Origin of the sequence: Plantactinospora sonchi (genome assembly GCF_036422035.1) — a bacterium.
In the GTDB taxonomy this organism is placed as follows: domain Bacteria; phylum Actinomycetota; class Actinomycetes; order Mycobacteriales; family Micromonosporaceae; genus Plantactinospora; species Plantactinospora sonchi.
The window spans coordinates 67,282-91,087 of the sequence record NZ_JAZGQK010000015.1 but is presented as its reverse complement, the minus strand read 5'-3'; the positions used below and the strand labels follow the sequence as shown (position 1 = coordinate 91,087).

Genomic DNA, 23,806 nt, shown 5'->3' with positions numbered 1-23,806 from the left:
GAGGTCGCGCGGCTCGGGGACGGCAGGGTGACTCAGGCGCTGGTCAGGTCCCAGTCGATCGTCGGCAGGCCGGCGTCGGCGAGGGCCTTGTTGGCGGCGCTGAACGGACGGCTGCCGAGGAAACCACGCGGGTTCATCGGGCTCGGGTGACCGGCCTCCAGCACCACGTGCGCGGGGTTGGTGACCAGGGCGGCCTTCTTCCGGGCGTACCCGCCCCAGAGCAGGAAGACCACCCGCTCCGACCGGGCGTCGAGGGCCCGGATCGTGGCGTCGGTGAACTCCTCCCAGCCCTTGTTGGCGTGGGAGCCCGGCTTGGCCTGCCGCACGGTCAGCACCGCGTTGAGCAGCAGCACCCCCTGGCTCGCCCAGCGGGTCAGGTTGCCGCTGCGGGAGACCGGCACCCCCAGGTCCTCGGCGAGTTCCTTGTACACGTTGCGCAGCGACGGCGGGACGCTGACGCCGTCCCGCACGCTGAAGCTGAGCCCGTGCGCCTGGCCGGCCTTGTGGTACGGGTCCTGACCCAGGATCAGCACCCGGGTCTGCTCCGGACCACAGAGCCGGTACGCGGCGAAAAGGTCCTCCAGCGGCGGGAAGACCGTCTCCGTCGCGTACTCCCCGGCGACGAACTCGCTCAGCGCGGCGGTGGCCGCCGGGTCGAGGTGCGGCGCCAACGCCGTACGCCAGGCCGGGGGCAGCAGGGCCGGAAGGTCCAGGGTCGCCGGGGAAGGGGTCGCCGGAGAATCAGCCGCCGGGGAGTCCAGGGTCATGGGAAGCTCGCCTCTCGGGTACACGAACGTTCCCCGCACTCTAGAAGCCCGGTACGACACCGGGACAGGCGAGTCTCAGAGCGAGCGGAGCCGCTCCGCCCAGTCACCGCCGACCGGGAGCAGTTCGACCACCCGGGTGTCGTCGTCCCGCCGGTCGAGCCGGACCCGCAGGTGTGCGTCGGCCAACTGCTCGACCATGCCCTCGCCCCACTCGACCACGGTGACCGCCTCGTCCATCGAGGCGTCCAGGTCCAGGTCGTCGATCTCGGCGCGCGGGTCCACCGCGTCCCCGAGCCGGTACGCGTCGGCGTGCACCAGGGTCACCCGCCCGCCCCGGGACCGGTCCGGCCGGTGCACCCGGGCGATCACGAAGGTCGGTGACGTCACGTCGCCGAGCACCGCCAGCCCGGCGGCGATCCCCTGCACCAGGGCGGTCTTGCCGGCGCCGAGCGGGCCGACGAGCACCAGCAGGTCACCGGGGCCCAGCAGCCCGGCGAGGTGCCGCCCGAACTCCCGGGTGTCCGTCACCGTGGGCAGTTCGCGGACCAGTTCCGCACCACGCACCGCGTCAGTCATCCCGATCCGCCTCCGCCGTAGCTCGTCCGGGCAACCGGTCGAGGAAGTCCAGCAGCGCCTCGTTCACCTCGTCGGCGTGCTCGAGCATCACCACGTGCCCGCTGTCGGGCACCTTGACGTACTCGGCGTCGGGCAGCCAGCGCAGGATCTCCTCGGAGTGGGTGACCGGAGTGATCATGTCCCGCTCACCGACGATGACCAGGGTGGGCGTGTTCCGCAGCGCGGCCAGCGCCGGATAGCGGGCGTGCGAATAGAGGGTACGCAGGTACCGGGCCACCGTCTCGGTGGAGGTCCGGGCGTTCATCCGCTCGACGTAGGAGACCAGGGCCGGGCTCGGCGTCGGGGTGCCGAAGCCGTACCTGCGGGTGAGCAGCCAGGCGAGGTTCGCCGACGCGCGCCGGGCCCGGTCGATCACGGTGCCGGTGAGCCGGGTGGCGTTGTCGACCACCGGCAGCAGCGGCGCCCCGGCCCGGGCGATGATCGCCGGCAGGCCGAACTTGGTCTCCGCGACCAGGCCGCCGGAGGTCGCCATCAGCACGGTGCCGATCACCCGGTCGCCGAACAGCTCCGGGTACCGCTCGGCGAACGCCATGATCGTCATGCCGCCCATCGAGTGCCCGATCAACACCATCGGCCCGGTCGGCGCGGTCCGGTCGATCACCGCCCGGAGCGTCTCGCCTAGAGCGGCGAGACGGTACTCACCCGACTCCAGCCGCCCGGACCGGCCGTGCCCCGGCTGGTCGTAGAAGACCATCCGGTCCTCGCCCCGCGCGGTGAGGGCGCTGCGCTGGAAGTGGAAGGTCCCCATGTCGAGGCAGAACCCGTGCACGAAGACCAGGGTCGGCCGGCCCGGGCCGGGCGGCGGACCGAGCAGCTCGACGTGGATCTCGGTGCCGTCCGCGGTCTCGATCTGGCACGACTCGTCGTACGGCAGCTCGCCGAAGGGCTCGTCCGCGTACCGGTCGCCGGGGGCGGTCTTGGAGCGGCGTACCACCGCCCGCTCGGCGGCGACCCCGGCGGCGATCCCGGCCGCCGCGACTCCCGCCGCCGCGCCGATGATCCCGGCGACCCGGAGCAGCCCGGTGCGGCCGGCGAACCGCTTCGTCGGCTGACGCTGGGCGGGGATGAGCGTGCCGACCTGCCGCCGGGAGCCGTTACCACCGGCCGTACGCCGGGTGCTCACGCCGGCCGTCCGTCGTAGATCCGGGGCACCCGGACGCCGCCGAACCGGGTGACGATCTCGTAGTTGATGGTGCCGACCGCCTCGGCCCAGTCGTCGGCGGTCGGCCCGCCGTCGGTGCCGTCGCCGAACAGGGTCGCCACGTCGCCCGGTGCCACCGGGTCGTCGCCGACCTCCAGGACGAACTGGTCCATGCAGACCCGGCCGGCGATCCGACGGGTCCGGCCGGCGAGCTGGACCGGGCCGATGTTGGAGGCGTGCCGGGGCACCCCGTCGGCGTAGCCGAGCGGTACCACCGCCAGCGTCGTCTCCCGCTCGGTGAGGTACGTGTGCCCGTACGAGACGCCGGTGCCGGCCGGGACCCGTTTGGTCAGGGTGACCCGGGCCCGGGCGGTCATCGCCGGGCGCAGCCCGAACCGCTCCCCCGGCACCGGCGACAGCCCGTACAGGGCGATACCGGGTCGGACGAGGTCGAAGTGGGTGTCGGGCCGGGTCAGCGTGGCCGCCGAGTTCGCCAGGTGCCGGTGCCGGGGACGCAGCCCGGCCCGCTCGGCCATGGCCAGCCCCTCGGTGAAGACCGCGAGCTGCCGGTCGATGGTGGGGTGCCCGGGCGAGTCGGCGTACACCAGGTGGCTCCACACTCCGACGACCTCGATCATCCCGTCGGCCTGTGCCTTCGCCGCGGCGTCCAGCAGCTCGGGCCAGTCGTCGATGGTCGCGCCACCCCGGGACAGCCCGGTGTCGATCTTGAGGTGGGTCCGGGTCGGCCGACCGGCCCGCTGCCCGGCGGCCACCAGTTCGGCGAGCTGACCCACGCTCGCGGCGGCCAGGTCCACCCCGGCCACGACCCCCTCGTGCAGCGGCAGCCCGGGGGCGAGCAGCCAGGCCAGCACCGGAGCGGCGATCCCCTCCCGGCGCAGGGTCAACGCCTCGTCGAGGGTGCAGACGCCGAGCCAGTCCGCCCCGGCGTCGAGCGCGGCCCGCGCGACCGGGAGCATGCCGTGGCCGTACCCGTCGCCCTTGACCACGGCCATCAGCTCGGCACTCGTCCCGGTCTTGAGCCGGGTCACGTTGTCGCGGATCGCGTCCAAGTCGACGCGTACCTCGGCCTGCCACATGCGCCCAGCCTACTGGGCAGTAGATCGACTTGGCCCCGGGTGGACGACAATCGCCGGTCGCCGCCGACCCGCCCGGCTACCGGGGCAGCTGGGCGACGACCGGGCGCAGCCCGGCCACCACGTCGGGGGCGGCCACCGGGCCCAGCCGGGCCGCCTCCCGGCCGGCCAGCCCGTGCAGGTACGCAGCGGTGAGCGCCGCCCGGTCCGCCGGCAGCCCGGCGGCGAGCAGCGAACCGAGCAGCCCGGCCAGTACGTCGCCGGTGCCGCCGGTGGCCAGCGCCGAGGTGCCGGTCGGGTTCACCGCCGCCCGCCCGTCCGGGCCGGCGACCACCGTCCGGTCCCCCTTGAGCAGCACCGTCGCGTTCATCCAGCTGGCCAGCCGCAGCGCCGCCTCCACCCGGTCCGCACCCGGCGCCTCGCCGCAGAGCCGGGCGTACTCCCGGTCGTGCGGGGTCACCACGATCGGCGCCTTGCGCTGCCGCAGCCAGTCCGCCATCGAACCGTCGACCATCAGGGTCAGCGCGTCGGCGTCCAGCACCGCCGGCACCTGGGCGGCGAGCACGGAACGCAGCTCGGTGGCGGCGTCGGAGTCGGTGCCCAGCCCGGATCCGCAGACCCAGGCCTGCACCCGGCCGGCCTCGCCGACCCGCTCGGTGGCGACCACCGACGGATGGTGCCGGAGCACCTCGTCGCGGGCGCCGCCGGCGTACCTGACCATGCCGGTCGGTCCGGCGAGCGCGCCGCCGACCGAGAGCACCGCCGCCCCCGGGTACGTCCGCGACCCGGTGGCCAGTCCGACCACGCCCCGGCTGTACTTCTCCGCCTCCGGCCCGACCCGGGGCCACCAGTCGACCACGTCGGACCACTCGGTGACCCGCACCGCCGGATCACCCCGCAACCACGGCCCGAGCCCGATGTCGACCAGTTCGACCCGGCCGGCGTGGACGGCGGCCGGACCCACCACCAGGGCGGGCTTGAGGCAGCCGAACGTGACGGTGACGTCGGCGGTCACCGCGGTCGGCAGGTCCGAGGGCTGCGGTACGTCGCCGGTGTCGACCGCCACCCCGCTCGGTACGTCGACCGCCACCACGGTGGCCCGTTCCCCGTCCCGCCCGCGCAGGGCGGGCAGCCCGGCCACCAGTTGGGCGGCCGGCGCACGCAGCCCGCCGGTGCCGCCGATTCCGACGATCCCGTCGAGCACCAGGTCGGCCCGGTCCGGCAGCCGCTCCACGATCCGCCCACCGGCGGCCCGGTACGCGGCCAGTCCGCCCTCGTGGACCCGTTCGGGGCGCAGCAGGACGGCGACGACCAGGGCGCCCCGACCGGCCAACCGGGCACCGGCGTAGAGGGTGTCGCCGCCGTTGTCACCGGAGCCGACCAGCAGCAACACCCGTGCGCCGTACGCCCCGCCGCGCTCGGCGAGCAGCCGGGCGCAGTGCCCGGCGAGCCCACCGGCGGCCCGCCGCATCAGCGTGCCCGGCGGCAGCGTGGCCATCAGGGCCTGCTCCGCGGTCCGTACGTCGGCCACCCGCCAGGCGGATCTCATCGGCGTCCCCCGCTCTCCACCGTCAACCGTGCCCGGTCCGGCACCCACCGTCCGGCGGCACCGCCCGACCCGTCACCCGCCGCCCGACCCGGGCACCCGCAGCTCCCGGCGGCACCGCCCGGCCTGGCGGCACCCGCCACCCGCCCCGTCGGCACCGTCCGGCCGGTCACCGCTCCGCGACCACCATCGCCGAGGCGATCCCGCCGTCGTGCGACAACGACAGGTGCCAACGTTGCACCCCGAGTTCCGCGGCGGCGGCGGCGACCGTACCGGAAACGGTCAACCACGGCCGACCGTCCGGGTCGGAGACCACCTCGCAGTCGTGCCAGCGCAGCCCGACCGGGGCGCCGAGCGCCTTGGCCACCGCCTCCTTGGCGGCGAACCGGGCGGCGAGCGACTCGGGAGAGCGGGGATTGCCCGAGACAGTGGCCCGCTCCGCCTCGGTGAAGAGCCGATCGGCCAGCAGCGGGGTCCGGGCCAGTGCCCGGGCGAACCGGTCGACCAGAACAACGTCGATGCCGACTGCGACGATCACGCGCTTCACCCTACCGGCGCCCGCCGCCGGGCACGATCGACCTACTCCACGGTGACCGACTTCGCCAGGTTCCGGGGCTGGTCCACGTCGTGTCCCCGGGCGGCGGCGATCTCGCAGGCGAGCACCTGCAACGGCACGGTGGTGACCAGCGGGGCGAGCAGCGTCGGGGTCCTCGGCACGTAGATCAGGTCGTCGGCGTACGGCAGCACCGCGCTGTCGCCCTCCTCGGCGATCACGATGGTCCGGGCGCCCCGGGCCCGGATCTCCTGGATGTTGGAGACGATCTTGTCGTGCAGTACGCCCCGGCCGGCCGGGGACGGCACGATGCAGATCACCGGGGTCCCCTCGTCGATCAGCGAGATCGGCCCGTGCTTCAGCTCGCCGGCCGCGAACCCCTCGGCGTGCATGTAGGCCAGCTCCTTGAGCTTCAGCGCCCCCTCCAGGGCGACCGGGAAGCCGACGTGCCGGCCGATGAAGAGCACCTGCGGCGCCCCCTTGAGCTCCCGGGCCAGCTCACGTACCGGCTCGATGCCGTCGAGCAGCTGGCGCAGCTTGTCCGGCATCTCCTGCAACTGGGCCACCACGGCGGCGACCTCGTCGGCGTACTTGATGCCGCGCACCTGGGCCAGGTGCAGCCCGATCAGGTAGCAGGCCACCACCTGGGTGAGGAACGCCTTGGTCGAGGCGACCGCGATCTCCGGGCCACCGTGGGTGTAGAGCACCGCGTCGGACTCGCGCGGAATGGTGGAGCCGTTGGTGTTGCAGATCGCCAGCACCCGGGCCTTCTGCTCCTTGGCGTGCCGCAGCGCCATCAGGGTGTCCATCGTCTCGCCGGACTGGGAGATCGCCACCACCAGCGTGGAGCGGTCCAGCACCGGGTCGCGGTAGCGGAACTCGCTGGCCAGCTCGACCTCGCAGGGAATCCGGGTCCAGTGCTCGATGGCGTACTTCGCCACCATCCCGGCGTGGAAGGAGGTGCCGCAGGCGACGATGAAGATCTTGTCGACGTCGCGCAGGTCCTGGTCGGTCAGCCGGACCTCGTCGAGGGCGATCTCGCCGGTCTCGGTGAGCCGGCCCAGCAGGGTGTCGGCGACCGCCTGCGGCTGCTCGGCGATCTCCTTGAGCATGAAGTAGTCGTAGCCACCCTTCTCGGCGGCGGAGGCGTCCCAGTCGATGTGGAAGTCCTTGCCGGTCGCCGGCCGACCGGCGAAGTCGGTGATCTCGATGTCGTCGGCGGTGATCAGGACGACCTGGTCCTGACCGAGCTCGACCGCCTCCCGGGTGTGCTCGATGAACGCCGAGACGTCGCTGGCCAGGTAGTTCTCCCCGGCCCCACGGCCGACCACCAGCGGCGAGTTGCGCCGGGCGCCGACCACCGCGCCGGGGATGTCGGCGTCGACGGCGAGCAGGGTGAAGGCTCCCTCCAGCCGCTGGCAGACCTGCCGCATCGCGGTCGCCAGCAGCCCCGGCCCCTCCGGCTCACCGGCGGCACGCAGCCGGGCCAGCTCGCCGGCGAGCAGGTGTGCGGCGCACTCGGTGTCGGTGTCGCTGACGAACTCGACGCCCTCGTCCTCCAGGTCGGCGCGGAGCTTCGCGAAGTTCTCGATGATGCCGTTGTGGATCACCGCCACCCGGCCGCCGTGGGCGCGGTGCGGGTGGGCGTTGCGGTCGGTGGGCCCGCCGTGGGTGGCCCAGCGGGTGTGGCCGATCCCGGTGGTCCCGGCGGCGATGCCGAGCGCCGGGGACGACCCGGCCGAGTCGGGGTCCGCCGCTGACCGCTCGGCCAGAGCCTTCTCCAGGTTGGCCAGCTTGCCGGCCTTCTTCTCGGTCAGCAGTTCGTCGTCACAGACGACCGCCACCCCGGCCGAGTCGTAGCCGCGGTACTCCAGCCGCCGCAGCCCGTCCAGCACGATGCCCAGCGCCGGCCTGGCACCGGCGTACCCCACGATTCCACACATGGCCCGCAGCCTAACCTAGATTCGCTCATCTGGTGTGCGCGAAAAGCGCCTGTTCGATCACCCTGCCTGCTCGTTACCGCGCTGCCCGGGATCAACCGGACGAGCACCGAGCGGAGCGGCGGGTACGGCCTTCACCGGTACATCGGGCGCAGCGGGGACGGGGTACCGTGACTGGCGCATCGGCACGTCATCCCCTCGGCACCACCTCCGCCCACCCCTGCTGTCCGCACCTGGAGCCAGACCCGATGACCGACTCTCCGCCCCCCTCCTCGTACAACCCGTATGACCCGTCGTCGGCTCCGGAACCGCCGACCACGCGGTTCACCCCGCCCCAGCCGGGCCAGGACGACGAGGAGCACCAGCCGACGGCGAAGTTCAGTCCGCCGCCGCAGCCGGGCCCGGTCGACGACCTGAGCGCGCCGACCGCGAAGTTCGCCCCACCGCCGGCTCCCGCCGACGAGGAGAACCAGCCGACCGCGAAGTTCTCCCCGCCGCAGCCGAGCTACGGGCAGCCGGCACAGCCGACCACGTACGGCCAGGGTGGGCAGGCCAACCCCTACGCGCAGACCGCCCAGCCGAACCCGTACGCGCCGCCGACCACCGGTTACCCGCAGGCACCCCAGCAGGCCGGCTACCCCCAGCCGCCGCAGCAGGGCGGATACCCCCAGCAGGGCGGATATCCGGCACCACCGCAGCAGGGCGGATACCCGCAGCCCGGCCAGGACCCCGCCGCCACGTACCCGCAGTCCGGTCCCCCGGCGACGTACCCGCAGTCCAGCCCTCCGGCACCGCCATACCCCTCCAGCGGTGTCCCGAACCAGGACTCCGGCTACGGGGTCTACCCGCCGCAGTCCGGCCCGCCCGGCCCCGGCCAGTACGCCCCGCAGTCCGGCCCGCCCGGCCCCGGCCAGTACGCCCCGCAGTCCGGCCCGCCCGGCCCCGGCCAGTACCCCCAGCAGCAGTACCCGGGCACCCCCGGCTACCCGGGCGCACCCGGAACGTTCCCGCCGGCCGCGCCGAAGAAGAGCAACAAGGGCCTGATCATCACCATCGTGGTGATCGGCGTGGTGTTGATCCTCGCCGCCTGCGGCCTCGCCTGCTGGGCGCCGTTCGGGCTGATGAAGGGTGTGCAGGACGGCTTGGAGCAGGGCAGCCAGGTCAGCACCTACAGCTACAGCATCGTCGACCAGAACGGTGCCACGGCCTAGGGTGACGGGGTGACCACGACGGATTCCGATCCCCTGGTGCGCCGGATGCGCCCGTTCGGCACCACCATCTTCGCCGAGATGTCGGCGCTGGCGGTGCGTACCGGTGCGGTCAATCTCGGCCAGGGCTTCCCGGACACGGACGGCCCGGCCGAGATGCTGGCCGCGGCGGTCGACGCGCTGCGCGGCGGGCAGAACCAGTACCCACCGGGGCCGGGCATCCCCGTGTTGCGTACCGCGATCGCCGACCACCAGCGCCGGTTCTGGGGTCTGGACTACGACCCGGACGGCGAGGTGCTGGTCACCGCCGGAGCGACCGAGGCGGTCGCCGCCGCCATCCTCGGTCTGGCCGAGCCCGGCGACGAGGTGGTCTGCTTCGAGCCGTACTACGACTCGTACGCGGCGTCGATCGCGCTGGCCGGCGCGGTCCGCCGGCCGGTGACGCTGCGTCCGGGCGCCGACGGCCGGTACGCCTTCGACCCGGCCGAACTGCGGGCCGCGTTCGGGCCGCGTACCCGGCTGGTGCTGCTCAACTCTCCGCACAACCCGACCGGCAAGGTCTTCGACGCCGACGAACTGGCCCTGATCGCCGAACTGTGCCAGGAGTACGACGCCTATGCGGTCACCGACGAGGTCTACGAGCACCTCGTCTTCACCGACGCCGGTGGCCCGCACCTCCCGCTCGCCGGGCTGCCCGGCATGCGGGCGCGGACGCTGCGGATCTCGTCGGCCGGCAAGACGTTCTCCTGTACCGGCTGGAAGATCGGCTGGGCCAGCGGGCCGGCGGCGCTGGTCGCCGCGACACTGCGGGTCAAGCAGTTCCTCACCTTTGTCAACGGTGCGCCGTTGCAACCGGCGGTCGCGGTCGCGCTCGCCCTGCCGGACAGCTACTACGACGGGTTCCGGGCCGACCTCCAGGTACGCCGGGACCTGCTGAGCGCCGGCCTGGCCGACGCCGGGTTCGGGGTGCTGACGCCACAGGGCACGTACTTCGTCACCGCCGACATCAGCCCGCTCGGCGGGCAGGACGGGGTGGAGTTCTGCCGCCGGCTGCCGGAGCGGTGCGGCGTGGTGGCGGTGCCGACGCAGGTCTTCTACGACCGTACCGAGGCCGGCCGACGACTGGTCCGGTTCGCCTTCTGCAAGCGCCCCGAGGTGCTCACCGAGGCCGTCTCCCGACTACGTGGGCTGTGACCACCACAGCCCTGGGTACCGCAGCCGGCTGACCGGTCGACTCAGGCGCTGTCGGCGAGGCCGGGACGGTTCCGGGCGGTCGCGTCGCTGACCGTCCCGCTCGCCGGGCGGGCCGCCGCGCGGATCCCCGCGCCGTCGAGCAGCGCGGCCTCGGCGTCGTCGAGGAAGGCCAGATCCGCCTCGACGTGCCGGCCGGCGGCGGAGAGCAGCAGGCCGACGACCGGATCCGCGGCCTCCCGGCGCAGCGTGCCGAGGTTGCGCAGCTCACGCAGCAGGTAACCGCGCTGGTTGGCGAGCACCGCCCGCAGCACCTCGGCCGAGCCGGACCGGACGGCGGCGGTGATCTTCAGGAAGAAGTCGTCGCGGAATCCTCCGCTGCGCGGGCTCGGCTCGGCCAGCCAGCGGTCCAGCTCGGCCCGACCGGCCGGAGTGATCTCGTAGACCACCCGGTCCGGCCGGACCGGCTGCGCCTGCCGCTCCGCACGCACCAGATCGTCCCGGGAGAGCCGGTCGAGGATCTGGTAGAGGTGACCGATGTTCAGCGGCCCCCACTGTGGACCGACCGCCGTCTCGAACGCGTTCTTCAGCTCGTAGCCGTAGCTGGGTCCCTCGGCGAGCAGTGCGAGCACCGCGTGCTGGATGGCCACGTCTCCTCCGTCCTCCGATCGTCACCGGTCGGACCCGGTCCGTGGACCACGGCACGGATCAGCTCCCGACCCCGGGGTGTTGCATTGTCACAATGTATGGCGCAGAGTGTCCTCACACGATCGGGGAGACACCTGATGCTTCGACTCGTCTGGCGACAACGGCCGGAACCACAGGACCCCGGCCGCGTACGACATTCTGGTCCGCCCGAAGGGAAGCCGTACACCGGTGGTTCGACGCCTGGCCGAGGAGTGACCATGTCGAACGACGGGGTACGGGTGACTCTCACCGGAGTCACCAAACGCTTCCCCACCGGACAGACGCCGTTGACCGCCGTGGACGACCTGTCCCTCGACGTCTCGGCCGGATCGGTGGTGGCGCTGACCGGCCCGAGCGGCTCCGGCAAGTCCACCCTGCTGCACCTGATCGGCGCGATCGAGCCGGTGGACGCGGGCACCGTCGAGGTCGGCGGTGAGCAGATCACCCGGCTGTCGCGGCGGGCCCTCGCCGGGTACCGCCGGACGGTCGGTTTCGTGTTCCAGCGCTACCACCTGCTGCCGGCACTCACCGCGCTGGACAACGTGATGGCGCCGGTGCTGCCGTACCGGGTCGGATTCGACCGGACGGCCCGGGCCCGGGAACTGCTCGACGCCGTCGGCCTGGCCGACCGGGAGCGGGCACTGCCGGCCCAGCTCTCCGGCGGCCAGCAGCAGCGGGTGGCGGTGGCCCGGGCCCTGATCGGCGGGCCGGCACTGGTGCTGGCCGACGAGCCCACCGGCAACCTCGACTCGACCACCGGCACGGAGATCATCGACCTGCTGCTCCGCCTGCACGACGAGCGGGGCATGACCGTCGTGCTCGCCACCCACGAACAGCACGTGGCGGCCCGGTGCGACCGCCTGGTACGGCTGCGCGACGGACGGATCGCGGAGGAACTCGACCTCACCGGTGACGCCGACGACCCCGCCGAGACCCTGCACCGGGCCACCCAGCTCCGGCTCTGACCGCTCGGGGGGTCAGAGCCCGGGCTGGCCGAGCGGTCACAGCCGGACTCACGCAGTCAGCACCAGAATGGCGAGGGGTCACAGCCGGACCGGCGAGCAGCCGGAACCGGGTTGGCGAGCGGTCACAGCCGGACCGGCAAGCAGCCGGAACCGGGTTGGCGAGCGGTCAGACCGGGCTGGCGATCCGGACCTCGGCGGCGATCCGCTCCGCCACGGCCTGGGCCAGTTCCAGGGTCAGTGCCTCGACCATCACCCGGACCAGCGGTTCGGTGCCGGAGGGGCGGAGCAGCACCCGACCGGTCTCGCCGAGTTCCGCCTCGGCCTGCCCGACCACGTCGAGTACGCCCTGTGCCCCGGCGCCGACCGTCCGGTCCGCGACCGGCACGTTGATCAGCACCTGGGGCAGCTTCGTCACCACCGACGCCAACTCGGCCAGTGAGCGGCCGGTCGCCGCCACCCGGGACATCAGGTGCAGGCCGGTCAGGATCCCGTCGCCGGTGGTGGCGTACGCGGGCATCACCAGGTGCCCGCTCTGCTCGCCGCCGAGCGCCAGCCCGGACGCCCGGAGCTCCTCCAGCACGTACCGGTCACCGACCTTGGTCTCGACCAGCCGGATGCCGGCGGCGGACATGGCCAGGCGGAGGCCGAGGTTGCTCATCACGGTCGCGACCAGGGTGTCCTGGGTCAGCGTGCCGGCCTCCCGCATGGCGAGGGCGAGGATGGCCATGATCTGGTCGCCGTCGACCTCCACGCCGTCGGCGCTGATCGCGACACACCGGTCCGCGTCGCCGTCGTGCGCGACCCCGAGGTCCGCCCCGTGCTCCAGCACCGCGGCCCGGAGCGCGTCGAGGTGGTTCGAGCCGCAGTCGTCGTTGATGTTGAGACCGTCCGGCTCCGCGTGGATCGCGATCACCTCGGCGCCGGCCTCCCGGTACGCGACCGGCGCGACCTCCGAGGCGGCGCCGTTCGCGCAGTCGACGACGATCTTCAGCCCGTCGAGGCGGTGCGGCACCGTCCCGACCAGGTGCTGTACGTAGTGCTCGGCACCGTCCAGCAGGTCGTGGACCCGGCCGATGCCGGCCCCGGTCGGGCGGGTCCAGCCGGCCGTGTCGTTCGCCTCGACGGCGGCCTCGATCCGGAGTTCGATCTCGTCGGGGAGCTTGTGCCCACCGGCGGCGAAGAGCTTGATCCCGTTGTCCGGCATCGGGTTGTGCGAGGCGGAGAGCATCACCCCGAAGTCCGCCTTGGCCTCGCTGACCAGGAAGGCCACCCCGGGGGTCGGCAGCACACCGACTCGTACCACGTTGGCGCCCGCGCTGGTCAGCCCCGCGACCACCGCCGCCTCCAACATCTCGCCACTGGCCCGGGTGTCCCGGCCCACCACCGCGAGCGGCGGATGACTGCGATCGGACTCGGCGAGGGTGTGCGCGGCGGCGACCGCCACCGCGAGCGCCAGCTCGGGAGTCAGGTCCGCGTTCGCGCGTCCACGTACGCCGTCAGTGCCGAACAGCCGCCCCATGCGCGAAACCTCCGTCAGAGCGCACCCGATGAAAAGACCCGGAAAGCCGGAACGGCCGGTACCGCCACCGCAGGAGGGGGGCGGTACCGGCCGTCCGGTCAGACGTACAAGAGTGTGAAGCTGGTGATCAACGCTTCGAGTACTGGGGCGCCTTGCGGGCCTTCTTGAGACCGTACTTCTTGCTTTCCTTCTCCCGGGCGTCCCGGGTGAGGAAGCCGGCCTTCTTGAGGGCGGGACGGTCGTCGGGGTCGTTCGTGATCAGCGCCCGGGCGATGGCGAGCCGCAGCGCGCCGGCCTGGCCGGTGATGCCGCCACCACGGAGGTTGGCGATCACGTCGAAGGCCTCGGCCTTCTCGGCGGTGACCAGCGGCTCCTTGATCAGCTGCTGGTGGACCTTGCTGGGGAAGTACGCCTCCAGCTCACGCCCGTTGCAGGTGATCTTGCCACTGCCGGGGACGATCCGGACCCGGACAATCGCCTCCTTGCGGCGGCCGACGGTCTGAATCGGGCGGTCGCCACGCGGGGCCCGGACCACCGGGGCGGGCACCGGAGCGTCGGCGGTCGCGATGGTGTCGGTCATGCTGTTTCCTTCGCCCGCGCTCACTGCGCGATCTGCTTGATCTCGAACGGCACCGGCTGCTGCGCGGCGTGCGGGTGCTCGGCACCGGCGTAGACCTTCAGCTTCTTGATCAGCTTACGGCCGAGCTTGTTGTGCGGAAGCATGCCCTTGACGGCCAACTCGATGGCCCGGTCGGGACGCTTGGCCAGCAGCTCCTCGTAGCGGACCTGCTTGAGGCCGCCCGGGTAGCCCGAGTGCCGGTAGGCGATCTTCTGCTGCCGCTTGTTACCGGTCAGCGCCACCTTGCCCGCGTTGACGATGACGACGAAGTCACCGGTGTCGACGTGCGGCGCGAAGGTCGGCTTGTGCTTGCCCCGCAGCAGCGTGGCGGCGTGGGTGGCCAGTCGGCCCAGCACGACGTCAGAGGCGTCGATGACGTGCCACTGACGCTCAATTTCACCCGGCTTCGGGCTGTACGTACGCACAGGTCTACCTTGTCTCGTCGTCGGTCTGGGGTCACGCACCGGTCGCCAGGCGCGTACGAACGACCAAGCGTACCTGAGGTACGTCCGCACCACCTGCTCGGGGCACGTCCGCTCTTGTCGGCACGCTTTCGGCTGTCACGTGAAAATTTGCTTGTCACACAACAGCAGGCAACGATACCCGGTCGCCCGCGCCGGGGTCAAAACGGCCCCTACCGGCGCTGTCAGGAAGGGCCCCTTTCTCTACCGAAAACGATAACAAGGGGCCCTTCCTTACACGCCTGGCAGGGCGTGGCTGCGGGCCGGCCGGCGGTAGACCACCCAGGTGACCACGAAGCAGAGGGCGTACCAGGCGATGAAGGCGAGGTAGGCGGCGTCGGCGGTCTGGTAGGCCAGGAACGACTGCCGGAAGGCGATGTTGACCAGGACGCCGCCGAAGGCGCCGACCGCGCCGGCGATCCCGATCAGCGCCCCGGAGAGCCGCCACGCCTGCCGCTGCGCCGTCGCCGGGTCGAGCCGGCCCGACTCGACCGCCTGCGCCGCCTTGGCCCGGAAGATCGCCGGGATCATCTTGTACGTCGATCCGTTGCCGATCCCGGAGAAGACGAACAGCCCGATGAAGCCGACCAGGTAGAGCGGCAGCGAGCGCTCACCGGAGGCGAAGTACACCAGGGCGGCGCCGCCGGCCATCGCCGCGAAGTTCCACAGGGTGACCCGGGACCCGCCGAACCGGTCGGCCAGCCAGCCGCCGACCGGACGGATCAGCGAGCCGACCAGCGGCCCGAGGAAGGTCAAATACGCCGCGTCGATCGGGGTGGCGAACTGCTCGGCGAACTGCACCTGGAGCACCTGGCCGAAGGCGAAGCCGAAGCCGATGAAGGAGCCGAAGGTACCGATGTACAGCACCGACATGATCCAGGTGTGCGGATCCCGGGCGGCGTCGCGCATCGCGCGCTTCTCGTTGCGGACGCCGGTGATGTTGTCCATGTACCGGGCCGAGGCGAGCGCGGCGATCACGATCAGCGGAAGGTAGACGGCGGGGACCAGCCGCGGGTACGCGGCACCCGCGGTGGCCAGCACCGCCAGTCCGACCAGTTGCACGGCGGCGACGCCGATGTTGCCGCCGCCCGCGTTCAGGCCCAGCGCCCAGCCCTTGAGCCGCTGCGGGTAGAAGAGGTTGATGTTCGCCATCGACGAGGCGAAGTTGCCGCCGCCGACACCGGCGAGACAGGCCAGCAGCATCAGCGTGCCGTACGACACGCCCGGCTCGATCAGGATCGCCATCGGCACCGCCGGCAGGAGCAGCAGCGCGGCGCTGACGATGGTCCAGTTCCGGCCGCCGAACCGGGCCACCGCCAGGGTGTACGGCAGCCGCAGGGCCGCGCCCAACGCGGTCGGTACGGCGGTGAGCAGGAACTTCCCGGCCGGATCGATGCCGTACTCGGGCCCGAGGAAGAGCACCATCACCGACCAGAGGCTCCAGACGGAGAAGCCGATGTGCTCAGAGGTGATCGAGACGATCAGGTTGCGCCGGGCGATCGGCGCCCCGGTGGTGCGCCAGAAGTCGGGATCCTCCGGGCGCCAGTCGTCGATCTGGTGTCGGCGGGCCGGGGCGCTGGCCTCGGCTTCCTGCACCGCCGAGGCGGTGGCCGTACTGTCGGTGCCGCCGGGAGCGGCCATCGTGCCCGTACGGGCGGCGGTGTCGGTCATGCCGCCCGAACGTAGGAGCGGCCGGTTTCCCGGCCGTTCGCGCTCCGGGTCGGGCCGGCAACGGTCCGCGCACGACCGGTCCGGTCAGGTGGTGAGACGGCTCCGCTCCCGGCGGGTCGTGCTTACCGGGCCGGGTGACCCGGGCCGCCGTCAGTCCAGCTCGCGCCGGCCGCCGAAGACCGCGAACCGCCACGCCTTGTAGAAGCAGTCGACGCCGACGAAACCGGCCTCGGCCAGCCAGCGGCACTGGTCGGGGACCGGGGCCGGGCGGTCGTGCACCATCCGCTCCCGGGCTCCGGCGATCTCCTCCGCGGTGGCGCCGAGCGCGGTGATCTGGGCCTGCCACACCTCGTCGTACCGGTGGTCGAGGTCGGGGGTGGGACCGGCCACCTGGTCGGCGTTGACAAAAACCCCACCCGGCACCAGCACCTGCCGGACCCGCCGGTAGAGGTCGCGCTTGGTCGTGTCGTCCAGGTGGTGGATGGCCAGGGCCGAGACGACCGCGTCGTACGGCCCACCGGGCAGCGGCCCGGCCAGGTCGGCGACGACCGTCGTGTACGGCACGCCGCGCCGGTGGAGGTGTCCCTCGGCGACCGCCAGCATCGCCGGCGCCGCGTCGAGCAGGGTCGGCCGGATCCCCGGCACGGCGCCGGCGAGCAGCAGGCTGAGCAGTCCGGTGCCGGCGCCGAGGTCGAGCACCGTCGGCGTACGCCCGGAGGCGAGCGCCCGACGCAGCGGCGGAGCCGCCACCTCCACCGCCGTGCCGTAGAAGTCGTCGAAGCACGGCAGCAGTCGACGCCGGGACTCGTCGTACGTGCCGGCCGCCGCGTCGAACAGGTGAACCACGGCCATCACACATCTCCTGCATGTGGAAGATCCATCTCAGCTGCCGCGGGTGATCCTAATCCGGGCCCGGGCCGCCGGCACCACGGCGCCCGTCACGGCGATCGGACCGGATACCGGCCGACCGGCTGCCCCGGCTCTGTGTGAGCGGCTCTTGACAGGCCCGAAACACACGGGACCCGGCAGTGAAACCGGCCGCCGGCACGCTTCGGACATGACAGACGGTGCACGAGCTGCGACGCATTCGAGTGATGTGTCCCAGGACGTCGCCACGCACTGCCCCTACTGCGCCCTGCAGTGCGGCATGACACTGCGCGCCGCCGAGCCCGGCGGCCGGGTCGAGGTGCTGCCCCGACAGTTCCCCACCAACCGCGGCGGGCTCTGCCAGAAGGGCTGGACCGCGGCCGAGCTCCTCGACCATCCGGACCGGCTCACCACACCGTTGCTGCGGGACCGTCCCGGCGCCGAACTGCGGCCGGCGAGCTGGGCCGAGGCGCTGGACCGGATCACCACCGGGGTCCGCACCGTGCAGGAGTCGTACGGCCGGGACGCGGTGGCGGTCTTCGGCGGCGGTGGCCTCACCAACGAGAAGGCGTACGCGCTCGGCAAGTTCGCCCGGGTCGCGCTCGGCACCCGCAACATCGACTACAACGGCCGGTTCTGCATGTCCTCGGCGGCGGCGGCCGGGATGCGCGCCTTCGGCGTCGACCGAGGGCTGCCCTTTCCGTTGGCCGACCTCGGTACCGCCGACACTCTGCTGCTGGTCGGCGCCAACGTCGCCGAGACCATGCCGCCGCTGGTCCGCTACCTGATCGAGCAGCGGCAGCGGGGCGGCACCCTGATCGTGGTCGACCCCCGGGTCACCGCGACCGCCCGGCAGGCCACCCTGCACCTGCAGCCCACCCCCGGTACCGACCTCGCGGTCGGCAACGCGCTGCTGCACATCGCCCTGGCCGAGGGCCTGCTCGACAAGGACTACATCGCCGCCCGGACCAGCGGTTTCGACCAGGTCCGCCGGGTCGCGGCCGGCTACTGGCCGGCCCGGGTCGAACAGCTCTCCGGGGTGCCGGTGGCCGACCTGGAGGCGGCGGCCCGGGCGCTCGGCACCGCCGAACGGGCGGTCATCCTGACCGCGCGCGGCGCCGAACAGCACGCCAAGGGTGTCGACACGGTGAGCGCGTTCATCAACCTGGCCCTGGCGCTTGGGCTGCCCGGCCGGCCCGGTTCCGGGTACGGCTGTCTGACCGGCCAGGGCAACGGCCAGGGTGGGCGCGAGCACGGGCAGAAGGCCGACCAGCTCCCCGGCTACCGCCGGATCGACGACCCGGCTGCCCGGGAACACGTCGCCGGGGTCTGGGGGGTGGCACCGGAGGCCCTGCCCGGACCGGGTGTGTCGGCGTACGAGCTGCTCAACGCGCTCGGCACCGCCGACGGCCCGAAGGCGCTGCTGGTCTTCGGCTCCAACCCGGTGGTGTCGGCGCCCCGGGCGGCCCGGGTCACCGACCGGCTGCGCGCCCTCGACCTGCTGGTCGTCGCCGACTTCGTCCGTTCCGAGACCGCCGACCTCGCCGACGTGGTGCTGCCCACCGCGCAGTGGGCGGAGGAGGACGGCACCATGACCAACCTGGAGGGCCGGGTGCTGCGCCGCCGGGCGCTGCGTCCGCCGCCGCCGGGGGTCCGGACCGACCTGGCGATCCTCGCCGAGCTGGCCGACCGGCTCGACCCGGTGTCGACGGTCGGCGCCGGGCCGGTGTTCCCGACCGACCCTCGGGAGGTCTTCACCGAGCTGCGTCGGGCCTCGGCGGGCGGTACCGCCGACTACTCGGGGATCAGCTGGGACCGGATCGACGCCGAACAGGGGGTCTTCTGGCCCTGCCCCGACCCGGACCGGCCGGGCACCCCACGGATGTTCACCGACCGGTTCGCCACCCCGGACGGCCGGGCCCGGTTCGTGCCGGTGGAGCACCGGGCGGTCGCCGAGGAGGTCTGCCCGGACTATCCGGTCTACCTCACCACCGGCCGGGTGCTCGCGCAGTACCAGTCCGGGGCGCAGACCCGGCGGATCGGGCCGCTGCGCACGGCCGCGCCGAACGCCTTCGTGGAACTGCACCCCGACCTGGCGGCCCGGCTCGGCGTCGAGGACGGCGACGAGGTACGGGTGACCAGCCGGCGCGGCGAGATGCGGGCCCCGGCCCGGCTGACCCCGACGATCCGCCCGGACACCGTCTTCGCCCCGTTCCACTGGGCGGGTACGGCCCGGATCAACTCGGTGACCAGCGACGCTCTCGACCCGGTCTCCCGGATGCCGGAGTTCAAGGTCTGCGCGGTCCGGGTCGAGAAGGCGTGAACGGGGCCGAGCGGATGTGGACGGGCTACGAGTGGGCGTGAGCCGGGGTCGACGGCCGTGAGCGGGGGTTGGCGCGGCGTGCACGGGGGTCGGGCGGGCGTGGACCAGATGCGGGCAGACGGGAACGAGCGAGAGGCGAGCACCGTGGGCAACTCAGGCAACCGGATCGTCATCGTCGGACACGGCATGGCCGGCGCCCGGCTGGCGGCCGAGCTACCGGCCCGGTCACCGGACGTGAAGGTCACCGTGCTCGGTGCAGAGCCGCACCGGGCCTACAACCGGATCATGCTGTCCAGCCTGCTGGCCGGCAAGGTCGACGAAGCAGGTGTGGAACTGGCCGAGGCGGCCGGGCACGGGATCGACGTACGACCGGGGGTCGAGGTGACCTCGATCGACCGGGTGACCCGGACGGTCCGGACCGACCGGGGCGACGTGCTCGGCTACGACCACCTGGTGCTCGCCACCGGCGGCCGGGCACTGATCCCGCCGCTGCGGGGCCTGGGTTCGGAGCCGCTGCCGGACCGGGTCGCGGTCTTCCGCACCCTCGACGACTGCCGCCGGATCCTCGCCGTCGCCACCGAGGCCCGCCGGGCGGTGGTGCTCGGCGGCGGGCTGCTCGGCCTGGAGGCGGCCCGTGGCCTGGCCACCCGTGGGCTCGACGTGCAGGTGGTGCATCCGGTCGGCCACCTGATGGAACGGCAGCTCGATCCGGCCGCCGGGGCGGTGCTGGCCCGGACCCTGGCCGGGCTCGGTGTCACCACCCACCTGGAGGTGGCGGCGGCCGCGGTCGACGTCCGTGCCGACGAGGTGGTGCTCACCCTCTCGGACGGCCGCGAGATCAGCACCGATCTGCTGGTCCTCTCCTGCGGGGTACGTCCCGACGTGGCGCTGGCCCAGGCCGCCGGGCTGACCGTGCAGCGGGGCGTGGTGGTCGACGACCGGCTGCGGACCAGCGACCCGGACATCTCGGCGATCGGCGACTGCGCCGAACACGACGGGATGGTGGGCGGCCTGGTCGCCCCGGCCTGGGAACAGGCCCGGGTGCTGTCCCGGGTGCTGACCGGGGACGCCCCCGGCGAGCGCTACCGGCCGCGTCCCCCGGTGACCCGGCTGAAGGCGGCCGGCATCGACCTCGCCGCGATGGGTGATCCCGGCTTCGGCGGCGGCTCCGACGTGGAGGAACTCAGTTTCTCCGACCCGAGCCGGGGGACGTACGCCCGGTTGCGGATCGTCGGCGAGCGGCTGACCGGCGCGATCATGCTCGGCGACAACCCGGCGGTCGGCACCGTGATCCAGCTCTTCGACCGGGGTACGCCGGTGCCGCTGGACCGCCGGACCCTGCTGCTGGGCCGCAGCCGCGACGCGGCGGCCCCGACCGCCGTCGAGTCGCCGGCGCTGATGCCGGACGCGGCGACGGTCTGTCAGTGCAACACCGTGCGCAAGGGCGCGCTGGTGCGCTCCTGGCGCGCCGGAGCCCGGAGCATGGACGAACTGGTCGCCGCCACCCGGGCGACCACGGGCTGCGGCAGCTGCCGGGACGCCGTCGAGGGCATCCTCGGCTGGCTCTCCACAGTAGACACACCGGACGCGGCGGAAGAGGTGGCAGCCTGATGGGAACCTCCAGACGACTTGTTGTCATCGGCAACGGCATGGTGGGGCAGCGTTTCGTCGAGGCGTTGCGCTCCCGGGACACCGCCGGCCGTTGGCAGGTCACCGTGCTCGGCGAGGAGGGCCGGCCGGCGTACGACCGGGTCCGGTTGTCGGCCTTCTTCGACGGGGTCAGCGCCGAGGAACTCAGCCTGCACCGACCCGACGACGGGGTCGACCTGCGGCTGGGCGAGCCGGTCACGGCCATCGACCGGGAACGTCGGGTGGTCCGGACCGGAGCCGGCGAGTACCCGTACGACGCGGTGGTGCTGGCGACCGGGTCGTACCCGTTCGTGCCGCCGATCGACGGCGCGTACGTCGACGCGGGACCGGACGCGCTCGGCCCGACCCCGGCGCTGCGCGCCGGCGTCTTCGTCTACCGCACCCTGGACGACCTCTCCGCGATCCGTGACTTCGCCAAGGGCCGGCGGACCGGGGTGGTGATCGGCGGCGGCCTGCTCGGTCTGGAGGCGGCGAACGCCCTGCGCCTGCTCGGGCTCGGCACCCACGTGGTGGAGTTCGCCCCCCGGCTGATGCCGGTGCAGGTCGACGAGGCCGGTGGTGCGATGCTGCGCCGCTACGTCGAGGAACTCGGCGTCGTCCCGCACCTCGGGGTGGCCACCACCGCGATCCGGTCCCGCCCGGACGGCGGGCTGGCCGGGCTGACCCTCTCCGACGGCGGTTGGCTGCCGGCCGACCTGGTCGTGGTCGCGGCCGGGATCCGTCCCCGGGACGAACTGGCCCGGGCCGCCGGGTTGGACCTCGGCGAGCGCGGCGGGGTACGCGTCGACAGCGCCTGCCGCAGCAGCGACGAGCGGATCTGGGCGGTCGGTGAGTGTGCCGCCGTCGAGGGGGTCTGCTACGGCCTGGTCGCACCCGGCTACGCGATGGCCGAGGTGGTGGCCGACCAGCTCGTCGGCGGTACGGCGAGCTTCCCCGGCGCCGACACCTCGACGAAGTTGAAGCTGCTCGGGGTGGACGTGGCCGCCTTCGGCGACGCGCACGGGCGGACGCCGGGCTGCCTGGACGTCACGTTCGTCGACCCGGCCACCCGGGTGTACGCCAAACTGGTCCTCTCCGACGACGCGAAGACCCTGCTCGGCGGGGTGATGGTCGGGGACGTCACGGCGTACCCGACGCTGCGGGCCAGTGTCGGCGGTCCGCTGCCCGGTGCCCCGCTCGCCCTGCTCGCCCCGGCCGGGGACGGCACCGGCACCGGGGCCGGGATCGGCGCGCTGCCCGGCACCGCGCAGGTCTGTTCCTGCAACGGGGTGACCAAGGACCAGCTCGTCGGGGCGATCGCCGAGGGCTGTGCGGACGTACCGGCGCTGAAGGAGTGCACCCGCGCCGGGACCAGCTGCGGTTCCTGCGTACCGATGCTGAAGCAGTTGCTGGCGGTCTCCGGGGTGCGGCTCAGCAAGGCGCTCTGCGAGCACTTCGAGCACAGCCGCCAGGAGTTGTTCGACATCGTCCGGGTCCGGGGCATCACGACCTTCTCCCAGCTCGTCGCCGAACACGGCCGCGGCCGGGGCTGCGACATCTGCAAACCCGCGGTGGCGTCGATCCTGGCCTCGCTCGGCAACGGGTACGTACTCGACGGCGAGCAGGCGACGCTGCAGGACACCAACGACCACTTCCTGGCGAACATCCAGCGGGACGGGACGTACTCGGTGGTGCCCCGGATACCGGGCGGGGAGATCACCCCGGACAAGCTGATCGTGATCGGCGAGGTGGCCCGGGACTTCCAGCTCTACACCAAGATCACGGGCGGGCAGCGGATCGACCTGTTCGGCGCCCGGGTCGAGCAGCTGCCGAAGATCTGGAAGCGGCTGGTCGACGCCGGTTTCGAGTCCGGCCACGCGTACGGCAAGGCGCTGCGTACGGTCAAGTCCTGCGTCGGCTCCACCTGGTGCCGGTACGGGGTGCAGGACTCGGTCGGGCTCGCCATCGCGCTGGAACTGCGCTACCGGGGACTGCGCGCACCCCACAAGATCAAATCTGCGGTCTCCGGCTGCGCCCGGGAGTGTGCCGAGGCCCGGAGCAAGGACTTCGGGGTGATCGCCACCGACAACGGCTGGAACCTCTACCTCGGCGGCAACGGCGGCTTCCGGCCCCGGCACGCCGAACTCTTCGCCACCGACCTCTCCACCGAGGACCTGGTCCGCCACATCGACCGGTTCCTGATGTTCTACATCCGCACCGCCGACCGGCTGCAGCGGACCGCCGCCTGGATCGAGGCGATGGACGGCGGCCTGGACCACCTGCGGGCGGTCATCGTCGACGACTCGATCGGGCTCTGCGCCGACCTCGACGCCGCGATGGCCCGGCACGTCGAGTCGTACGCGGACGAGTGGCGGGAGACCCTTGCCGATCCGGACCGGCTGCGCCGGTTCACGTCCTTCGTCAACGCGCCGGACGTACCGGATCCGTCCATCACGTTCGAGGTGGAACGGGGACAGCCCGTTCCGGCCCTGGGAGAACGCCGACCGGTGGCGCTCGGCCTCCCGACGAGCATGGGGGTACCGAATTGACTCCGGACACCACGATCAACGACGACCGCCGGTGGACGACGATCTGCCCGTACCCCCGGCTTGAGCCGGAACGCGGGGTGGCCGCGCTGGTCGACGGCGAACAGGTCGCCGTCTTCCGGACCTACGACGACCGACTCTTCGCCATCGGCCAACGGGACCCGATCGCCGGCGCGTACGTGATGGCCCGGGGCATCGTCGGTAGCCGCGGCGACGCCCCCACCGTCGCCTCCCCGCTGCACAAGCAGGTCTACGACCTGCGGACCGGCGAGTGCCTCGACGTGCCCGGCGTCCGCGTGCCGAGCTATCCGGTGCGCTGCCGGGACGGCCTGGTCGAGGTGGCCACCCGACCGGCCCCGGCGAACCACCCGCACCGGTCACCGGACCCGGCCCGGACCTCGGACGCCGGTCGTGACGACGCCGGGTCACCGGTGGCCGCCGGC

19 protein-coding genes and 1 pseudogene are annotated in these 23,806 nt (G+C 72.9%); 7 read left to right on the top strand and 13 right to left on the bottom strand.

All coding sequences use genetic code 11. The annotated features are described in order from the left end of the window. Nucleotides 1-32 precede the first annotated feature (32 nt). From ung to glmS, 7 genes are all read right to left on the bottom strand, one after another. On the bottom strand, nt 33-767 hold the full coding sequence (ung, locus tag V1633_RS18310; RefSeq protein WP_331215552.1) for a uracil-DNA glycosylase: 735 nt from the start codon (nt 765-767) through the stop codon (nt 33-35). Between the two features lie 75 nt (nt 768-842). Beyond that, entirely contained in the window at nt 843-1,343 is a 501-nt protein-coding gene (gene tsaE / locus V1633_RS18305; protein WP_331215551.1) for a tRNA (adenosine(37)-N6)-threonylcarbamoyltransferase complex ATPase subunit type 1 TsaE, read from the bottom strand. Next, the gene (locus V1633_RS18300) at nt 1,336-2,421 is read right to left on the bottom strand and encodes an alpha/beta fold hydrolase (RefSeq protein WP_331215592.1); all 1,086 of its coding nucleotides are present in this window, start codon (nt 2,419-2,421) and stop codon (nt 1,336-1,338) included. The genes tsaE and V1633_RS18300 overlap by 8 nt, the downstream gene beginning before the upstream one ends. A 101-nt stretch (nt 2,422-2,522) precedes the next feature. Then, nucleotides 2,523-3,641 (bottom strand): alanine racemase, encoded by a 1,119-nt coding sequence (alr, locus tag V1633_RS18295; RefSeq protein WP_331215550.1) that lies wholly within the window; start codon nt 3,639-3,641, stop codon nt 2,523-2,525. Nucleotides 3,642-3,717: 76 nt separating this feature from the next. Continuing rightward, nucleotides 3,718-5,187 (bottom strand): NAD(P)H-hydrate dehydratase, encoded by a 1,470-nt coding sequence (locus tag V1633_RS18290; protein WP_331215549.1) that lies wholly within the window; start codon nt 5,185-5,187, stop codon nt 3,718-3,720. A gap of 166 nt (nt 5,188-5,353) precedes the next feature. Beyond that, nucleotides 5,354-5,722: a holo-ACP synthase gene (locus V1633_RS18285; RefSeq protein ID WP_331215548.1), complete on the bottom strand. Its 369-nt coding sequence runs from the start codon at nt 5,720-5,722 to the stop codon at nt 5,354-5,356. Nucleotides 5,723-5,763: 41 nt separating this feature from the next. Then, nucleotides 5,764-7,680: a glutamine--fructose-6-phosphate transaminase (isomerizing) gene (glmS, locus tag V1633_RS18280; protein ID WP_331215546.1), complete on the bottom strand. Its 1,917-nt coding sequence runs from the start codon at nt 7,678-7,680 to the stop codon at nt 5,764-5,766. A gap of 245 nt (nt 7,681-7,925) precedes the next feature. On the opposite strand from glmS, the gene V1633_RS18275 reads away from it, so the two are divergent. Next, nucleotides 7,926-8,888, top strand: coding sequence for a hypothetical protein (locus tag V1633_RS18275; protein WP_331215545.1), 963 nt, complete (start codon nt 7,926-7,928; stop codon nt 8,886-8,888). A gap of 9 nt (nt 8,889-8,897) precedes the next feature. Continuing rightward, entirely contained in the window at nt 8,898-10,079 is a 1,182-nt protein-coding gene (locus V1633_RS18270) for a pyridoxal phosphate-dependent aminotransferase (RefSeq protein WP_331215544.1), read from the top strand. Nucleotides 10,080-10,120: 41 nt separating this feature from the next. On the opposite strand, the gene V1633_RS18265 is transcribed toward V1633_RS18270, so the two are convergent. Then, nucleotides 10,121-10,726 carry a PadR family transcriptional regulator gene (locus tag V1633_RS18265; RefSeq protein ID WP_331215543.1) on the bottom strand — a complete coding sequence of 202 codons (606 nt, stop codon included), beginning with the start codon at nt 10,724-10,726 and terminating at the stop codon, nt 10,121-10,123. 255 nt (nt 10,727-10,981) lie between these two features. On the opposite strand from V1633_RS18265, the gene V1633_RS18260 reads away from it, so the two are divergent. After that, the gene (locus V1633_RS18260) at nt 10,982-11,728 is read left to right on the top strand and encodes an ABC transporter ATP-binding protein (protein WP_331215542.1); all 747 of its coding nucleotides are present in this window, start codon (nt 10,982-10,984) and stop codon (nt 11,726-11,728) included. A 166-nt stretch (nt 11,729-11,894) separates the two neighbouring features. On the opposite strand, the gene glmM is transcribed toward V1633_RS18260, so the two are convergent. The 5 genes from glmM to V1633_RS18235 all read right to left on the bottom strand — a co-directional run bounded on the left by glmM (nt 11,895) and on the right by V1633_RS18235 (nt 16,850). Then, nucleotides 11,895-13,247: a phosphoglucosamine mutase gene (gene glmM, locus V1633_RS18255; RefSeq protein ID WP_331215541.1), complete on the bottom strand. Its 1,353-nt coding sequence runs from the start codon at nt 13,245-13,247 to the stop codon at nt 11,895-11,897. 127 nt (nt 13,248-13,374) lie between these two features. Beyond that, complete coding sequence (rpsI, locus tag V1633_RS18250; RefSeq protein WP_331215540.1) at nt 13,375-13,827, bottom strand: 30S ribosomal protein S9; 453 nt, start codon at nt 13,825-13,827, stop codon at nt 13,375-13,377. Between the two features lie 20 nt (nt 13,828-13,847). Next, complete coding sequence (rplM, locus tag V1633_RS18245) at nt 13,848-14,291, bottom strand: 50S ribosomal protein L13 (protein ID WP_331215539.1); 444 nt, start codon at nt 14,289-14,291, stop codon at nt 13,848-13,850. Between the two features lie 270 nt (nt 14,292-14,561). Beyond that, nucleotides 14,562-15,998, bottom strand: coding sequence for a nitrate/nitrite transporter (locus V1633_RS18240; RefSeq protein WP_331215538.1), 1,437 nt, complete (start codon nt 15,996-15,998; stop codon nt 14,562-14,564). Nucleotides 15,999-16,148: 150 nt separating this feature from the next. Beyond that, nucleotides 16,149-16,850, bottom strand: coding sequence for a class I SAM-dependent methyltransferase (locus V1633_RS18235; RefSeq protein ID WP_331215537.1), 702 nt, complete (start codon nt 16,848-16,850; stop codon nt 16,149-16,151). A gap of 205 nt (nt 16,851-17,055) precedes the next feature. Here V1633_RS18235 and V1633_RS18230 point away from each other — a divergent pair, with 205 nt between their 5' ends. The 4 genes and pseudogenes from V1633_RS18230 to nirD form a co-directional block, all read left to right on the top strand. After that, a complete protein-coding gene (locus V1633_RS18230; RefSeq protein ID WP_331215536.1) occupies nt 17,056-19,188 on the top strand; it encodes a molybdopterin oxidoreductase family protein in 2,133 nt (710 codons plus the stop codon). 144 nt (nt 19,189-19,332) lie between these two features. Continuing rightward, on the top strand, nt 19,333-20,799 hold the full coding sequence (locus V1633_RS18225) for an FAD-dependent oxidoreductase (protein ID WP_331215535.1): 1,467 nt from the start codon (nt 19,333-19,335) through the stop codon (nt 20,797-20,799). Further along, nucleotides 20,799-23,366: a nitrite reductase large subunit NirB gene (gene nirB, locus V1633_RS18220; protein ID WP_331215534.1), complete on the top strand. Its 2,568-nt coding sequence runs from the start codon at nt 20,799-20,801 to the stop codon at nt 23,364-23,366. Before V1633_RS18225 ends, nirB begins: the two co-directional genes overlap by 1 nt. Beyond that, nucleotides 23,363-23,713, top strand: a pseudogene (nirD, locus tag V1633_RS18215) (nitrite reductase small subunit NirD); the annotation flags it as partial. The gene nirB and the pseudogene nirD, both read left to right, overlap by 4 nt. Between the last annotated feature and the right edge of the window lie 93 nt (nt 23,714-23,806).

What these genes read in the sequence shown, in the direction of transcription:
- ung (WP_331215552.1), bottom strand. Translation starts at nt 767, where the DNA reads ATGACCCTGGACTCCCCGGCGGCTGATTCTCCGGCGACCCCTTCCCCG.
- tsaE (WP_331215551.1), bottom strand. Translation starts at nt 1,343, where the DNA reads ATGACTGACGCGGTGCGTGGTGCGGAACTGGTCCGCGAACTGCCCACG.
- alr (WP_331215550.1), bottom strand. Translation starts at nt 3,641, where the DNA reads ATGTGGCAGGCCGAGGTACGCGTCGACTTGGACGCGATCCGCGACAAC.
- V1633_RS18290 (WP_331215549.1), bottom strand. Translation starts at nt 5,187, where the DNA reads ATGAGATCCGCCTGGCGGGTGGCCGACGTACGGACCGCGGAGCAGGCC.
- glmS (WP_331215546.1), bottom strand. Translation starts at nt 7,680, where the DNA reads ATGTGTGGAATCGTGGGGTACGCCGGTGCCAGGCCGGCGCTGGGCATC.
- V1633_RS18275 (WP_331215545.1), top strand. Translation starts at nt 7,926, where the DNA reads ATGACCGACTCTCCGCCCCCCTCCTCGTACAACCCGTATGACCCGTCG.
- V1633_RS18260 (WP_331215542.1), top strand. Translation starts at nt 10,982, where the DNA reads ATGTCGAACGACGGGGTACGGGTGACTCTCACCGGAGTCACCAAACGC.
- glmM (WP_331215541.1), bottom strand. Translation starts at nt 13,247, where the DNA reads ATGGGGCGGCTGTTCGGCACTGACGGCGTACGTGGACGCGCGAACGCG.
- rpsI (WP_331215540.1), bottom strand. Translation starts at nt 13,827, where the DNA reads ATGACCGACACCATCGCGACCGCCGACGCTCCGGTGCCCGCCCCGGTG.
- V1633_RS18240 (WP_331215538.1), bottom strand. Translation starts at nt 15,998, where the DNA reads ATGACCGACACCGCCGCCCGTACGGGCACGATGGCCGCTCCCGGCGGC.
- V1633_RS18235 (WP_331215537.1), bottom strand. Translation starts at nt 16,850, where the DNA reads ATGGCCGTGGTTCACCTGTTCGACGCGGCGGCCGGCACGTACGACGAG.
- V1633_RS18230 (WP_331215536.1), top strand. Translation starts at nt 17,056, where the DNA reads ATGACAGACGGTGCACGAGCTGCGACGCATTCGAGTGATGTGTCCCAG.
- nirB (WP_331215534.1), top strand. Translation starts at nt 20,799, where the DNA reads ATGGGAACCTCCAGACGACTTGTTGTCATCGGCAACGGCATGGTGGGG.